Consider the following 16,154-nt stretch of genomic DNA (forward strand, 5'->3'; position numbering starts at 1 on the left):
ACGTTACTCTGAAGATACGAAATAGTTACAGAGATGCCCCGGGATTTTTTGCTCTTTGATTTCTGAAAAATAAAAAGGTTGTCTCAGTTTTGAGACAACCTTTTATAAGATTAAGCCTTAACGTTATTTCGATTCAGCGCTGCAGCGATATTTGTTATGAGCTGCTGGCGTAGTGTTATCTATAGCAGCCTAGTAGTAAGAAAATAAATACGTTCCGTGATCTGTTTCGCTGTCACCGTAAACATCATCATCTTTTACTTCGTATATATTTACTTTAGCAGGATAGTTCAAACCATCGTAGCTATAGGTAAGTGTAAACGTCATGGTAACAAAGCTGTTTGATGTGTCCGTTCCTTTATATACCATTTTGGTCGCATTGTTACGATCTGCTGCCAATGTTTCAAAGTACTCCTGGTCAGGATACGATATCAGGTTTAGGTAATATAAAACGCCACCTTGCAGGTTGAACGGATTGGGTTTGGCATCAAATACATTATCAAGTGTATAGCCTGCCTGTTCTTTTTGTGCGTTAACGTGCGTGATGTTGTTGCCCGTATAGGTATAGGAATTTTCGTTGCCATACAGGTTCGGCCATACCAAAATGCCATAGTCCGTTCCATTGCGGCTTATAACTTTTCCGCTGCCATCATAAGAATAATCGATGTCAGCAGTTTCGTCTACAACCAGGAAGTCTTCATCCGGATAAAAGGCAAGATGCTTGTTTGTAACTTCATCGCCACTTATAGCCAGAAAAGCTTTTTCAACACTTACAGGGCTGCCGGATGTATAGGTCTTTGCCGTATAGGAAGACGGAGTACACTCACCAGAGGCATAGTGAACTTTCAGTCGAGTAACGATACTGTCGGTAGCACTTACTTTAGCACTTGCGTCCGCATAGGACACTCGTACAATGCTATCAATGAGATTGTCTTCATAGAAGAAAGTATACTTCTCCTGGAGCACAGAAGTTTTGTCGTAGTATACGATCTGTTTTACTTTTCTTTCTTTAGCATATTCCGCAGAGCATTTTACGCATACATCCGGATTGTCATCACAACCGGAAAAGATAAAACAACTAAGTGCTAAACAGGAGAGGAGTGCGGCAAACATTGCCGAGGTTTTGAGGGTCTTTTTCATGGGTGATTAAAGATTTAAGTCATGACAATAATTTTAACGGGGTCGAAATTAGAAAATGAAACGGAATGAATGGAAAAAGTATACATGTAATTCGCCTGTATACTACTATTATGTGATATGAATCTGGATAGACGTTGTAACATGAAAGTATATTTAGGGTAAATATATACTTTATGAGCGCGGAGAAGTTGCGAAGCTTCGCTTTGATAGCCCGGTTTAGGACAGTTCAATTTGTAAAGTTACACTTTCAGACACCAACCTTATAGTTCTGTGTTTTGGACAGGTATATATACCATTGTTCTAAGATCTCTGAAATCTGATTTTCTTACAGTATAGGTTTTTAGGTGACTGGTGTGGGTTCTTTTGAAATGAAATGCCTGAAACGAAGTTGTTGTATAAGGCTGTATTCCTTAAAATTGTTGTTTAATTCAACGGAGATGCGGAAGGAACTGGCGAAGGAAGAAGGTCAACGGAAAAAATTCAGGGCAACGTTTAGCCGGTTGGGGAAGAAGGTGAATTTCAAGGGCTACTCGGAAGAAACGGTATTGTTGCAGAATGTAGTAGACGTTGAAACCAATAAGGCTGTGACGGATCACATTTGGTTCAGCTTTACAAAAGGATTTGAAAAACTGGCACTCACGGAAGGCGTAACACTAGAGTTTGAAGCTCGTGTAAAGGAATATAAAAAGGGATACGTCAATAGCCGCTACAAAATCAATAACAGTAAAACCGACTATAAATTGAGTCATCCCACCAGGATCGTACTCGTAAAATCCTGATAAGGCATCCTGGCAAAAGCTATTTTGTAAGTAAAGGCTTAACGGTATAGCCTGCATTCCGAAGCAACATTACCAACCCGTTTTCTCCGGCCAGGTGTAATGCACCAACAGCCACGAACGTTGACTGCTGTCTAAATATGCCCGGCAGTTGTTGCATCCATTTTTTATTCCGGTTGTCAAGCATTACTGCAGCCTCCTTGGGAGTATATACCTGGTCTGCCATGAGCGTTTCAAGTTGTGTAAGGCGCCCTTCGCGGTATAGCTTGTTCATGCTCTTAAGTTCGGTCAAAGCTTTATCCTTCTCGGCAACAGTTGCTACCAGTAGCTGTGCCTGGCGCTCATACGTAAACTGTCCAAATATAGCGTGAATCTGGTCGTCAAATGTTTCAAGGCCTATAAGCTGCTTGCCTTCTTTCGCTGCGCGTTGCTGAAAGTATAGATCCATCGCTATATCTTTTATAGGATCAAGCGGATAATGCCTCTGTTGTAACAACGCTGTGAGCAATACCTGGATCGTCATCGGATTTATACTATTGAACATTTTTAGGTCGTAACCCGAAAGTTCCTGCAGCCAATCGTTGGTTTGTTTGAATTGTTCAGGTGTGAGTAGTCTATCCAGTGTAGTTCCTTCTAATTGAGCTGCCGTCATCATCTTACCGCTCATTGTGCTGTCAAGAAGTATTTCACTTACATGTGTTTTTGCGGCAGCAAACCTGGATGACACCTGTGTTAAGCTATCGGCATAGCGATGGCTCATCAAATGAAATGTTCCGAACAAATATGAAGGCTGCGCAAGTCCGTTGCCGCTCACTTCCCAGAAAACAGAATTTTCAACGCCAGCTTTTTTCTGTGCAACAGACTGGTTAATGGTAACGACTAAAAGAAGCAAGACTACTTTTAGCCGCACATCTTTATTGATGAATATCATCTAACAGATTTTTTAATTTATCGAGGTGATTGCCATATAGTTTTCTCAGGTACCAGTTTGTAAGCCAGGTGCTGCAGAAGAAAAAGATCAGGGCAATCGTGCAGAGATAAAAAATGGTACGCGGGTTTGTCATGGTGTTGAGGAAATTATCAGTGCCGCGTTCAATGGCTGCAAACAAAAGTCCTAACAGGAAATATATAGGGTATAATATAGTATAACTCCGCTTGTAAAAACGAAGGTAACTGGAGAGGTTATCGATAAGTCTTTCGAGTGACGCACGCATATTTTCGGCACCCGGATTATAATTCCGCAAGAGCGTGAGTTTCTTAATATAGTAGAATGAATAAACCACAAACAGCAGGAGAATGGAAACTGCAGTCCACTTCAATGCACCACTCGGTAATGTAAGTGCATGAATAAGCAGTGCAACACCAGCTACAAATGTAAAAACCAGTTCAAACCAAACGCTGCGTTTTAGTTTATCGACAATGGACTGACTTTTGCCTTTCAGCATCAATGCGATTTCCGATTCATCTTTCAACCGAAAGCCGGGATCATTATTCTTCCATATACTTTTTAGTTCTTCTAATTCCATACTTACGGGCACATAAGTTTTCTTAATTTCTCACGGATACGATTCATGCGCACCCGTACATTGTTTTGAGTTATCCCTATAGTCTCAGCGATTTCATCGTACGGAACCTCTTCGAGTGCCATCATAATCATGGCGCGTTCAATTTCCGGAAGTTGCCGTACAGCCCATTGAAGTTTCTGAAAATCTTCCTCGCGATCGTCCGCCCAGTTATCAGAAATATTCATGTGTACCTCTTGCAGGTCTTCGGTTTTTACGAGACGCGTTTGTTTTCTAAAACCCGATATAGCTGTATTCAGCGCGATGCGATACATCCACGTGGTGATCTTTGCTTCGCCCCTGAACGAGGGAAACGACCGCCATAGTTGCAGTACAATTTCCTGAAACAGATCATTGCGTGCATCCTGGTCATGCTCATACATAAAACAAATCTTATGTATGAGCCCCTGATGCTCGTTAATAAGGTTAATGAAATTCTGTTCTTCTCCGTTCGCCAAGTGAGAGGGTAACTTTGATGAATGGGTCGAAGATAGGGAAAGATAATTACAGATCGTTAAGGGTAAATGTGAAGTGTTATTTGTGAATGATCGTACTAATTCACAAATAACACTTCAGGCGCTAATCAATGTGGTGCTGATAGGTAGATCGATAGCCGAGCAGATATGCAACGGGAAGAATTGTGGTAAAGATTATTTTCTGAATGATATAGGGTGGCTTTGCCAACCTGAAAACATCAGAGAACCTGCTCATCAGCAAAGCGATTTGTAGGAAGCCCGGCATACCAATTTTATTTGTCTTGCCATCGCAGGCGAGACCCGTTGTAGTTTCAAGGAGATATTCGGTATCACGTGCCGGATATACTTTCCAATGTACAACTGCTTTCTGGTCACTACTATTCCACATGGCATGTACTACATTCGGTGCAACGTGGAGGCTATCGCCTGCCTGCAGAACTTTCTTCTCTCCATTAATACGCACCGTCAGTTCCCCTTCTGTTACCACAAAATCTTCTGTCTGGTACGGATGATAATGTACCGGGGGCTCTTGGGAAAATGCCCGGTAGGTCGATAGCATTTCCAGAAGGGCACCGTTTGTATCCTTTGTAGTTTGCAAAAACTTAATGGTCTGGCCGGTAACCGGATTGGTGATTTCTTTATTTCTAAAAGCCATGCTAACTATATAGATTGCGATGTCTCAAAGGCTGTTCAAGTATAGATGCAGTGCTTTTAATTCTACATCGGTAAACTCTTTTGCCATAGTCCACGGCATTTCGTTTGGTTTCAGAATTTTGCCTTCCGGTGTTTTACCGGTACGAAGGGTCTCGATAAATTGCTCGTCTGTCCATTTACCGGGTTGCCCTGTAGAGGAAATGTCGGCTACAACAGGGAAGCCAGGCGCCACGGGGTCTCCGCCTTTCATGTTCTCACGGTGGCACCCCTGACATGACGTTGATAAATACTTCCCGAACTCAATGGATACTTCTGCTTTTACTTCTTTTACCAACGTTCTTTTATGATCGATCATTTCCGCTGGAAACATGGGAAGCTTATCCATGTCAGTAAGTATATAGGCGAGCGGGCCAAGCGTATTGCCCTCGTTAAATTCACGGTCAACTTTTGGGAGCTGCGAACAATAGGCGATGATCGCGCCCATGTCCTGTTCGCTGAGAAGAAAATATTCCTGTGATGGCATGAACAACAAAGGCTTTTCATCTTTGCGTATACCATGCTTGAGCGCCAACACCCAATCTTCATAGGTATGGTCTTGCGGAAGCCCCCCTTTACCTTTCGTAAGATTCGGTGCAATGAGGTGCGCCAGCATTGGATCATCGACAAATACTTTACCACCCAAGTCCTGTCCATGACAATCCGTACAACCTTTCGCTTTCACAAGGCGAGCGCCCAATGCCAACGCTGCTGAATCCTGCTGTATAGCCAGAGGTTGTGGTTCAACAGTGTAGTGTGTGCTTCGTCTGCTCTCCACACTAAAGTATGCTTTCATGAAAAAGCAAGCGACAATCAATACAATTACTCCCAGGATAATTCCTGTAATTTTCAGGATCTTCTTAAACATATTCTTTCTGTCAAGTTTTAGCACCTGATACGTAACCGCTATACCGGAAGGTCTACGCGTAACGGAGTTTGATCTCCGTTAAACGGAGTCTTTTGCATTTCTTAAGAGGGAGATCAGGGATTGGACATGAAGCAGAGAAGGCGTGAGGAAGTGTTTACGGATTGCCGTTTAATGTGAAGCGATGCAATGCTTTTGAAGAATGCTGGCGGTGATACCAGTCGTTGTACACCAATTCAAGCGTGTTCGTTTTTAAAGTGCCGAAGGCGAAGTATCTGTACTTTTCCATGGTATCTATATACCCTTGTGTGTTTGTAAATGATTTTCGAAAACGGGTAATGGTGCAATGAGCAGTTTGTATAGTATACCGTTTATCTATAGTCTGCTCCAATGTCGAGCTTCGGAAGTTCATGCGAAGGCTATCGCGAATATTGTGTAAAGTATCATCCGGAAGGAACCCCTGGATCATTACACAAGAAGGCGATGCGGTGACGCCTTTGAATTCGATTATTATACTTTTTTGGGATTGTATACTTTGGTTGATCACCGCTATATATTCCGCGACCGGGATGTTCGCTGTCTGAAATCCGCTATAGCATGATATAATGGACATGACTGTGACATGAATATCGGAATTCGGATAGTAGTATTGATCGGGCTCTATTGCTCGTAAATCATTCAGCAACGTCTGGATATTATTTTTAATAGTATCGTTTGGGCGAATCAGAAGAGTCATGCCGTAACGATCATCAGCGGGAGAATCAATAAGGTTGTCAAGCTGATAACGATCCGATCGTATCTCTTGAATAGCGTGTGTGTAGAGCTTGTCGTAATGCTCAGTCAAATTCATGGGCGATTAAATCATTTACTGTAAGCAGATGCTAATTACGAAATACTATACAATAGGTTTAAGCCTTGTTGCGCAAGCTATAGGAATTCAATTTTATCCATCTTCTCGTTTACAGGCATCAATGTTAGAATTGTGATTATTATACAGAAAAACTTTCTTGAAAAATCTGGTACTTCCAGTCTTTTAAGATTGCTGGTATATATAGGGCTTATCCGATTGGGGAAAAATGGTAACACTTTTGATTTTTTTAAATGCGACCATTCCAAGGAAACGTAGCGTGATAATTGTAAATTAAGGAAACAAACAGTTAGACTTATTCCTGAGTGAAGTTTTGAAGTCCGGTATAGTTACTAGTAAGAAACAAATCATTGTGTTAAAAGATTACTCTTCGATAATGAAATTACGTTTTTGCATTTTTGCATTATTTCTCTTTTCAAATTTGATGACGTCAGTCGCCCAGACTGAAAATTTCAAGTTTGACCATCTATCGGTTAAGCATGGATTGTCTCAAGGAAATGTATGGGACATTCATCAGGGACATTTGGGGTTTATATGGATCGGCACAGAAGATGGTCTCAACATGTATGACGGATATACTTTCACGGTTTTCCGGAACGACCCTGCCGATTCGCTCAGTATCAGCAACAACTTTATTCATTGTATAGAAGAAGACGCTGCGGGTAATTTATGGATTGGTACACAGGGAGGGATCAATATTTATAACCGCGACAACAATCGTTTCGAACGGTTGATAAATAATAAAAGTATCAATGGCTCCTTGAGTAGCAGTGATGTGATGGCGATGTTTTTTGATTCCCAGGATAATTTATGGGTGGGGACTGAAAAAGGACTTAATCTATATGATCGGAAAACGAAGACCTTCAAATATTTTTTGCATGATGCAAATGATTCAAAGTCGCTTGCTCATAATAGTGTGAAAGCTATACTCGAAGATAACAAAAAACGTATTTGGGTTGGTACGACAAATGGCTTGAGTCTTTTGAATAGTGATGGAAAAACATTTACTAATTTCTACCATGATGCAAACAATCCGTTAAGCTTAAGCAGTAATAGAATTACTGCGCTGCTAGAAGATAAGAACCATGTACTGTGGGTGGGTACATTTGATGGCGGTATAAATAAGCTGTTGTTGACACCCGGCAACTTTGTTCATTATGAACAGCGGGAGAATGACCCAAAAAGTTTAGCGAACAACTACGTTGTAGACCTGTCAGAAGATGCTGACGGAAATATATGGGCCGCTACAGACGGAGCATTGAGTCGCCTGAACAGGGATCAAACCTTCACCAACATCAAGCCTATACAAGGGGATGAAAGTAGTTTGATGGGAAGCACAGTAACAAAAGCCATGTTCGATCGGAATGACCGCATGTGGGTAGCGACTAGGTTTGGCGGAGTGAATGTATATGATAAAACTAAATATGGATTCATTCATTTCAAGTATAACATTTTCGATAAGCGTAGTTTAAGTAATAACAATGTTACCTCTTTTGAAGAAGATAAAAACGGAGACTTTTGGGTAGGAACGGATGGAGGAAGTTTGAATCACTACGATCGACAGTCTAATACATTTACAGAGATCGATGCCTTTGATACCAAAAAGGTTTTGGCTATTGAAAGGGATTCAAGAGGAGGACTATGGATTGGCACATGGCATAGTGGACTATATTATTACAATCCGGTAACAAAACAGGTGAAGCATTACCTGTCTGATCCTGACAAAGTCAATACGATCAGCGATGATAATATATTCTATATCATGAAAGACCGCAGGGGGGATATATGGATTGCAACCTGGGGAAATGGTGTCAGTCGGTATAATATAAAAACCGATGATTTTACACGGTTCACCTATGATCCGAATAATCCAAATTCCATTACCTATTCGGGAGTGCAGTATATATATGAAGATTCGGAAGGAAAGATCTGGTTTGGTATGGAACAGCAAGGGTTAGACATGTACGATCCGGAAACGAATATATTTACGCATTACAAAAATGGAGGCGAGGAGGGAACACTTTCCAACGATTATGTATCCTCTATATATGAGGATTCTAAAAAAAGACTTTGGATTGGTACACATGGTGGAGGCTTGAATCTCTTTGATCGGAAGCTTAAAAAATTCAAAGTATATAGACAGAAAGATGGTTTGCCGAACGATGCTGTTGTAGGTATACTTGAAGATTCGAAGCATAACTTGTGGGTGAGCACGAATCAAGGGATATCTCGCTTCGATCCGGAAAAAATAACTTTTAAGAATTTTAAAGAGAGTGATGGTTTGCAAGGTGATCAGTTTAATCGCTGGGCGTTTGCACGATTGTCTACCGGTGAATTTTTGTTTGGAGGAACCAACGGATTCAATTTGTTTTATCCTGACAGTATCAAAGCCAATACATTTAAGCCCCCGGTGTTCATCACCGATTTTAAACTTTTTAACAAGACCGTTAGCATTGGAGAAAATGAGGTGTTGAGAAAGAATATTATTCTCACAAAAGACATCGAGCTTAGCTATAGCCAGAATATGTTCTCGCTTGATTTCGCGGCTCTGAACTATCGGCAGCCGGAGAAAAACCAATATGCGTATAAACTGGAAGGATTTGATAAGCAATGGAATTATATAGGCACAAAGCGAACCGCTATGTATACCAACCTTAATCCGGGAGAATATATCTTTAAGGTAATAGCCTCTAACAATGACGGACTGTGGAATGAGGAGGGTACTTCAATCCGTATCATTGTAACACCACCTTATTGGAGTACATGGTGGTTTCGTACAATTATACTCTTGGCTATAGCAGGTGGTATATTTGCTTTTGTACGGACGCGCATCAATGCTATTAAAAACCAGAAGAAGAAACTCGAGGCACAGGTACGAGTGCAAACAGCGGAGGTAGTGGCGCAGAAAGAAGCATTGCAAACACAAGCCGAAAATCTCCAAAAGTTAAATGATAAGTTGCAGACACAGGCCGGTGTACTCGAAACGATCAATCATGAACTGGAGGACCAGAAAAATGAGATCGTTGCCAAACGTGAAGAAGCAGAGCAAGCCAGACGTGATGCTGAGCGAGCAAACCAGGCGAAGAGTATATTTCTGGCCACGATGAGCCATGAGATACGGACACCGATGAACGGTGTGCTGGGTATGGCTTCACTATTAGCGGAAACACAACTTACCACGGAGCAGCAAGAGTATACGGAGACGATCCGCAGCAGCGGTGATGCGCTGCTAACAGTTATCAACGATATACTTGACTTCTCAAAAATTGAATCGGGTAATCTGGAGTTGGACTATCATAGTTTTGACATGCGTCAATGTGTGGAGGAAGTGATGGATGTTTTCTCATCGAAGGCAGCACAAAAAGGATTGGACCTGGTATATCAGATCGATTACCAGATCCCGGCACAAATTATAGGCGATAGCCACCGGCTAAGACAGGTATTGATCAACCTGATCAACAACGCGATGAAGTTTACTCATAAAGGGGAAGTTTTCCTGGGTATAGATTTACTTTCTATGGATAACGATCAGCTTGAGCTTGCGTTTCATGTTCGGGATACGGGTATAGGTATACCTTCGGATAAAATTTCACGGCTGTTCAAAGCTTTTTCACAAGTGGATTCTTCGACTACGCGTAGGTATGGTGGCACGGGTTTAGGACTGGTGATCAGTCAGCGACTTGTAGAATTAATGGGAGGTATGATCACTGTGGAGAGTACTGTGAATGTAGGCACTACCTTTAATTTTGTAATCAAGAGTGCTGTGAGTCAGGAGTCCCTTCGTCAATATGTACATTGTAATACCGTTGGTAACGAAGGTAAAAAAGTATTGCTGGTAGATGATAACGCTACGAACCTTATTATACTCAAAACGCAATTGGATCAGTGGAAGCTGACCCCTACATTGGCGCTCTCCGGACATCAGGCGTTAGATATACTCACGCATCACCATGATCATTTTGATCTTGTAATTACGGATATGCAAATGCCGGATATGGATGGTGTGCAATTATCGCAGCGTATCAAAGCAAAAAACGCACGGCTCCCGATAATACTATTAAGTTCTGTTGGCGATGAAAGCAAGAAGAAATACCCTGATCTGTTTAACTCGGTATTAAACAAACCTGTAAAACAACAGCAGTTGTGCAGAGTTATACAGGCAGCCTTGCGACCAGAGGGTATGTTTGTTACTGTAGAAGCGCAAAAGCCCAAGCAAGTATTATCGGAGGAGTTTGCAGACAAATATCCACTACGGATTTTAATTGCAGAGGACAACCCCGTGAATCAAAAACTCGCGATTCGTGTACTGAATAAATTAGGGTATAAAAAAGTTGATGTTGCTCATAACGGTGTAGAGGTAATCGAAAAAGTTGCAGAGCAATTTTATGAAATTATCTTGATGGATGTGCAGATGCCTGGAATGGATGGATTGGAAGCGACTCGTAAATTAAGAACTATGTCAGGCGAACGTCCTACGATTATAGCGATGACTGCGAATGCTATGCAGGGCGATCGCGAGGAATGTATCAGTGCCGGTATGGATGACTATATCAGCAAGCCGGTTAAACTTGAGACACTTGTGTCGGTTCTTGAAAAGTGGGCGGTAAAGAGTGATGTGTAATTTAAAAGCATGGAGCGCATATACTTTCATGTAGTGCGTGCCCCCTTGCGTTTAAGTCGTGTGTGCTTTTGCGCGGGGTATAGATTGTGCTTTCTACAAACGCGCAGGCCGCGCGTGTAAATTGGTTTATAGGTTTCGGATCAGCGATCCGAAACCTATAAACCAATTTTGTATTTGTTACAAAATCTTTGATTTGTAACTTTTTTACATGCTATATATAGACACTTAATCACGTTAGGATGATCGCCAATGCGAAAAAATTATACTATATCTTTATAAGAATCCGGTGTATAGGTGACGCGTGCAAAATTTTTGGTTACGAGTTCTGTATCAACCACTTTTCCACTTTCAAATTTTAAAATCTTCTCTCGCCATATTTCATTCTTCCGAAAGAACTGTCCATCGATTTTCAGGAACTGGTGATCTTTTTCGAAAACGTGATATGCATAGTTGAGTTCAGTGTCAATACGAAGTTCTCCTTCCAGACATTTATCTGTGAGCCATAGATTTACTTGAAAGGTATATTTCGTGTTATTGGTGAATTGATAATCACGGTAGTTGTAGAAAACTGTAGCGCCACTTCCAAAGGGTAAAACCCTTCCATCATCCGGAAAGGGATCGAAGGAGTGATGGTCGCGCTCCGTTACTGTCAGCGGACTATGCATAACCAGCCAATGAATCAAATTCGAGATCTGGCAAATGCCACCACCAACGCCCGGCCTGGCTTCCCCAAATGATAGTTCCATTCCTGGCAGGTATCCTTTTCGCGCAGAAGGAAATCCAACAAGTTTGCAGAATGAAAATGTTTCTCCCGGTTTGATCACGATACCGTCAACCTCTTTAACAGCGATCTTGAGATTCGTTACCTTATTAATTTGTAACTGCATATCGCTTTCGCCCAGTTTCTTCAATAAAACCGATTGATGCTTTTTTATTCTATAGGGAAGTTTTTCTGTGGTGTGTAGTGAAGTATATCTTTTGCCATCAAAAAGCCAATCAAGATGGCGTCTACCGCGTCTTGCCCATACGGCCAGAAAATATAGGGCAGGATGCCGCTGACTCAGTAATTTTCGTGATCTCATTCTTGCGCGCTGTTTTTGATATATAGCCGTACTGCTGCGCGGGCAATCATATCCGCCTCACGGTTATAGTCATGCACGTCTGTTCGCTTTTGATGCGATGCAACTTTAATGAATGTAACGGGATATACTTCCAATAGTTTTAGAAGCGTTTGTACAAGCTGTGAATTCTGAATATCAGTCCCTCGCCTGGTATGAAAATCATTGCTCTTAAATTTGGATGCACGGCCGGGGATGCCCATTACATATTGACTGTCGGTATATATTTCGATGCGTGCAAAATCCAGCGAGAGGTCTTTGATGTGATGGATGGCTTGAATCACAGCAACAATTTCCATTTGGTTATTGGTAGTATGTTCAGCCGTTCCTTTCAGGATTAACTTCTCCCCTTCCAGGAGCAGTATAGCTACCCACGCACCTATACGAAGACCGGTATGGCAGCTCCCATCGGTATATATGCGAACAACTGCTGAAGTGTGAGGCAAGTTCAAAATATTAAAATTCCAACGGTATACCCTGCTCCGGGTATACCAGTTTGACCTGGAGTGCGTTTAATTCACTCAATTGTTTTTTAATCTTCGTTTCATTGTCGGCAACCGGTTTAATATGCGTAATCACAATTGAAAATCCTTTCAAAGAATGATTGCTATAGCTGTTCAGAATGTTGAGTTCGTTCATGAGTAGCCGCGGAGTAAGGTGTCCAAACAATAGCTTATCAGGTTGCTCATTTGGAAAAGATACTTCAATGAAAATGGCTTTGAGTTGTTTTGCTTTTATCAGTGGGCCAACCTGCCGCCACAGTAGATGAAGGTTTTGGGAATGTTCAATAGTGTCAGCACCGGTGTCACCCAGATATAGTATATAATTATTATTTTGACGTATGAGAAAAGCAGTACTTTGACCCGGTGCAGCATGACTCAGCGCAAATGCTTTTACGCTCATTGAAGTTTGTGCTAACGGAATTTCATTCCCGGTGGAGAGAGCAGTATACTGGTACTTGTTGAGCGTTGGTTTTTCTCCTTCATTGCCAAAGTTCGCCCAGCTCTTCCAGCTAAAATATTTTTCTTTAATCACATCGAGACAAAAAGGAAGTCCATATATAGGCTTTGGAGAATCCTCCGGTGAGTTGATGATCAACCCTGCAACGTGGTCAAGGTGTGGATGGGAGAGAAGGTATCCCTTAATCATGCTTCGCTGTATTTCTGAAGGTGTGCCTTTTACAAGACCGCGATCGACTACTCTTTGCAGTCCCGCGTGTATTGTACCTGCATCGAGACATACATAATCCGTTGTGCCCTTAACGCCCACCAGGTACGATGATAAATTGCTTTCATCGCTGCCGCCTTTTACACCCAATGGAATTACCTGGAATGTAGCTTGCGACAAAACCGTAAATGCATATACTGCAAAAATTGCCGTGAGGTAAATTGTCCGATGTATCATGTTGCAATGATACATCGGATTGATGAGAATTGCAGTACAAGATTATTTAATCGGAGCGTGTTAATTTTTGCCAACGCATTTTCTGCTATAGTATCCGTGTAGTATAGAAGACAGGTTTACTCTTTCATTTTGATTGGAATCCAGATTTCCTCTTCCGAATCGGGATCATCGTTTTTGTATTTGTCCCCTAATATTTCGAAATGTTCACGGGTGTCTAACGCATACTCGGATTGTGGCAACCAGGCACCAAATATATATTGGAATGTTTTATAAAAAGTCGCAGATGCGCCTCTGTGTAAGAACACAGCATAGAGACCACCACGCAAGGTATAGGGCTCCATTGTTTCAGGAACATCTGTAAAATCAGAGACTTCCTGCGCTGCCCATTTCTCAAATACTGTATCAGGATTGAAATTCTTGAAATCATGTGATGGATCATATACCTGAATGCAAAGTAAATCAGTAGACAGGCTGTTTTTGATAAGCTTTCGTTCAGGCATAAAGCTTTTCCACAACTCAAAAGTTTTGTTGTTAGACAAACTCATGGTAAGCCGTTTACCTACCAATTTTTTTTCCGGCAGTGTCTCAATGCGCGGTTCTGTTCCGTATGTAGTTGTATAGGCTTGCATGTTCTTTATTATTTGGGATGGCGCGTTATTATATAGGGATGGTTACGTATACAAATATAACAACGTAAGCGCTGCTTCGCATTATCAAGTTTAAGATAGATTAAATGACATGAGGCAGCTCAATGTTTCCTGTTTATTACGCTGGTGTGATCAACAGCGCCTCCTTTGTAAAATGCAGGTATTCTACAATCAGTTTTATGCCCGGCTTATAGCGCGAATAGTCTTCGGGACTTACCCGGATTCTTATTTCACTATTTTTATGTTGTCCTGCAAAGGATAAATATTCGCCGTATTCAGTTTTATCTTTCCCAATAACGATTCCGGTAAGTTTGCTCTTTCCTCTCAAAATGTCCTTTCTTAAGTTCCGTGCACTATATTTCGTAAACAGCAAGCCTACACCATAGACAAAAAAAAACGTAAACACCGAAGCACCCCCCAGGAGTAGAAAATCATAATACTTTAGGTCATTAAATTTTCCCCGAAGCAGATAACCAATAAACGCTATCACGGGCAGTGTACATAGAGCACATATCCATGGTATTTTTGCTTCTTCCTTGATTTTGTGATCAAACGCTTTCAGTTCGGCACCATTCAACGGAATGTTTTCCTCTACTATAGTATCTGTATAGTGTACACTAGTTTCTGTCATTATACTTTTTAACGTAGCGTTTGAATTCTATTTATACATTCGGTAAATGAAGATATAGGTAATCGCTTATCTAATGTATAGCCTTGTGTTTGTTGTGCTCAGCCTCTGTCTTTATTTTACTTCTATGCATCTTTCCCCATGCTGTAAGCGCCTTTAATACATCTTGCAGCGAATCGGTATAGTCAGTGGCTTTGTATTCGATAATAATTGGAGACGCTTCCTCATGGACGGTTCGCGTTACGAAACCGTTCATCTCCAAATCTTTCAGTTCGTTGGATAAAACACGGGCAGAGATGCCGGTAACTTTTCGCTGCAACTCATTAAACCGTTGACTTCCTTCAGACAACGCAATGATAATCTTTAGTTTCCATTTTCCGCCGATGACGTAAAGCGCATCATCCACAGCGCTGAGGCTCCCTGCACATTCACGGTATTCTAATTTGGTTCTCGGTATAGGCATATAGTCGAATTCAAGCTTACGTAAAGGTTAGCGCTAACCTTTTGTATACTACTTACAAAGGTATAGCAAAGCTATTTAAGTTTGTAACAACAAATTCCGGAAAAAAGTCGCTGTCATGATGCGCAAAATCAATTGTATACCATTCGAATGGCACAGCTATGAGGCCACATGTGATTAAATCCACATGCTGACTGTTTTAAGCATCTGTCCGTTCGGAACAAACCTTAAAACACACATGAAAAAAATATTGCATATCGTATCCAGCCCAAGAGGAGAGGAATCAAACAGTACACTACTGGGGAAAAGTATTATAGAGAAGCTGCTTGCTCAATATCCGGGTAGCACCGTTACGGTTAATAATGTAGTGGAAAAACAATATCAACCGCTGCAGTCGGTTCACGTTGTGGCCTATCGACTGCCGGATGATAGCCATACACAAGACCAACGAATTGCACTTCGTGAATCGAATGCAGCCATTGCAGAATTGTTTGCGGCTGATATTATAGTAATCAGCACACCGCTATATAATTTTGCTATACCTGCAGCGCTCAAAGGATGGATAGACCATATTGTACGCCCCGGAAAAACGTTCAGCTATCAAACCGGCAAAGTAGAAGGCTTGTTGAAGCAGAAGGAAGTATATCTGGCCATTGCTTCCAACGGTGTATTTTCAGACGGTCCTATGAAAACTATGGATCACGCAGAGCCATACTTGCGATTCATACTCGGCTTTGTAGGGATTACCCAGATAGCAACATATCGTATTGAAGGTTCTGGTATACCGGGCGTAATGGAAACCGCAGTACAGAAGGGACTGGAAAGCGTAGTGGTATAGGTATATTTCTGTCGGGAGTCATCCTTCCTCTCTCGCAAGTCTTCAGGGTTGTCCTATGACCAAA

16 protein-coding genes are annotated in these 16,154 nt (G+C 41.6%); 3 read left to right on the plus strand and 13 right to left on the minus strand.

Annotated elements, in window-relative coordinates; genetic code table 11:
* Positions 1-189: 189 nt before the first annotated feature.
* Positions 190-1,137: a hypothetical protein gene (locus B5Y40_RS27595; RefSeq protein ID WP_079690122.1), complete on the minus strand. Its 948-nt coding sequence runs from the start codon at positions 1,135-1,137 to the stop codon at positions 190-192.
* A gap of 437 nt (positions 1,138-1,574) precedes the next feature.
* On the opposite strand from B5Y40_RS27595, the gene B5Y40_RS27600 reads away from it, so the two are divergent.
* Positions 1,575-1,916, plus strand: coding sequence for a hypothetical protein (locus B5Y40_RS27600; RefSeq protein WP_079690123.1), 342 nt, complete (start codon positions 1,575-1,577; stop codon positions 1,914-1,916).
* 19 nt (positions 1,917-1,935) lie between these two features.
* On the opposite strand, the gene B5Y40_RS27605 is transcribed toward B5Y40_RS27600, so the two are convergent.
* The 6 genes from B5Y40_RS27605 to B5Y40_RS27630 form a co-directional block, all read right to left on the minus strand.
* A complete protein-coding gene (locus B5Y40_RS27605) occupies positions 1,936-2,844 on the minus strand; it encodes a TraB/GumN family protein (RefSeq protein WP_079690124.1) in 909 nt (302 codons plus the stop codon).
* Positions 2,828-3,439 carry a hypothetical protein gene (locus B5Y40_RS27610; RefSeq protein WP_079690125.1) on the minus strand — a complete coding sequence of 204 codons (612 nt, stop codon included), beginning with the start codon at positions 3,437-3,439 and terminating at the stop codon, positions 2,828-2,830. Before B5Y40_RS27610 ends, B5Y40_RS27605 begins: the two co-directional genes overlap by 17 nt.
* Before the next feature lie 2 nt (positions 3,440-3,441).
* Positions 3,442-3,933 (minus strand): RNA polymerase sigma factor, encoded by a 492-nt coding sequence (locus B5Y40_RS27615; protein WP_245840858.1) that lies wholly within the window; start codon positions 3,931-3,933, stop codon positions 3,442-3,444.
* Between the two features lie 121 nt (positions 3,934-4,054).
* Positions 4,055-4,606 (minus strand): cupin domain-containing protein, encoded by a 552-nt coding sequence (locus B5Y40_RS27620; RefSeq protein WP_079690127.1) that lies wholly within the window; start codon positions 4,604-4,606, stop codon positions 4,055-4,057.
* A gap of 24 nt (positions 4,607-4,630) precedes the next feature.
* Positions 4,631-5,509, minus strand: coding sequence for a cytochrome c4 (locus tag B5Y40_RS27625; RefSeq protein WP_079690128.1), 879 nt, complete (start codon positions 5,507-5,509; stop codon positions 4,631-4,633).
* 154 nt (positions 5,510-5,663) lie between these two features.
* Positions 5,664-6,356, minus strand: coding sequence for a 2'-5' RNA ligase family protein (locus B5Y40_RS27630; protein ID WP_079690129.1), 693 nt, complete (start codon positions 6,354-6,356; stop codon positions 5,664-5,666).
* A gap of 394 nt (positions 6,357-6,750) precedes the next feature.
* On the opposite strand from B5Y40_RS27630, the gene B5Y40_RS27635 reads away from it, so the two are divergent.
* Positions 6,751-10,995, plus strand: a complete 4,245-nt coding sequence (locus B5Y40_RS27635; protein WP_079690130.1) for a two-component regulator propeller domain-containing protein — start codon at positions 6,751-6,753, stop codon at positions 10,993-10,995.
* 260 nt (positions 10,996-11,255) lie between these two features.
* Here the strand turns inward: B5Y40_RS27635 and B5Y40_RS27640 are convergent, their stop codons facing one another.
* The 6 genes from B5Y40_RS27640 to B5Y40_RS27665 form a co-directional block, all read right to left on the minus strand.
* On the minus strand, positions 11,256-12,077 hold the full coding sequence (locus tag B5Y40_RS27640; RefSeq protein ID WP_079690131.1) for a VanW family protein: 822 nt from the start codon (positions 12,075-12,077) through the stop codon (positions 11,256-11,258).
* Positions 12,074-12,559, minus strand: coding sequence for a ribonuclease H family protein (locus B5Y40_RS27645; RefSeq protein ID WP_159453828.1), 486 nt, complete (start codon positions 12,557-12,559; stop codon positions 12,074-12,076). Before B5Y40_RS27645 ends, B5Y40_RS27640 begins: the two co-directional genes overlap by 4 nt.
* 10 nt (positions 12,560-12,569) lie before the next feature.
* Positions 12,570-13,517, minus strand: a complete 948-nt coding sequence (locus tag B5Y40_RS27650) for an MBL fold metallo-hydrolase (protein WP_079690133.1) — start codon at positions 13,515-13,517, stop codon at positions 12,570-12,572.
* A 116-nt stretch (positions 13,518-13,633) separates the two neighbouring features.
* The gene (locus B5Y40_RS27655) at positions 13,634-14,146 is read right to left on the minus strand and encodes a GyrI-like domain-containing protein (protein ID WP_079690134.1); all 513 of its coding nucleotides are present in this window, start codon (positions 14,144-14,146) and stop codon (positions 13,634-13,636) included.
* A gap of 136 nt (positions 14,147-14,282) precedes the next feature.
* Entirely contained in the window at positions 14,283-14,795 is a 513-nt protein-coding gene (locus B5Y40_RS27660) for a hypothetical protein (RefSeq protein WP_079690135.1), read from the minus strand.
* Between the two features lie 70 nt (positions 14,796-14,865).
* On the minus strand, positions 14,866-15,255 hold the full coding sequence (locus B5Y40_RS27665; RefSeq protein ID WP_079690136.1) for a winged helix-turn-helix transcriptional regulator: 390 nt from the start codon (positions 15,253-15,255) through the stop codon (positions 14,866-14,868).
* Between the two features lie 235 nt (positions 15,256-15,490).
* Between B5Y40_RS27665 and B5Y40_RS27670 the strand changes: the two genes are divergently transcribed.
* On the plus strand, positions 15,491-16,090 hold the full coding sequence (locus B5Y40_RS27670; protein ID WP_079690446.1) for an FMN-dependent NADH-azoreductase: 600 nt from the start codon (positions 15,491-15,493) through the stop codon (positions 16,088-16,090).
* Positions 16,091-16,154: the final 64 nt, after the last annotated feature.

Source organism: Ohtaekwangia koreensis (assembly GCF_900167975.1).
GTDB classification, from domain to species: domain Bacteria; phylum Bacteroidota; class Bacteroidia; order Cytophagales; family Cyclobacteriaceae; genus Ohtaekwangia; species Ohtaekwangia koreensis.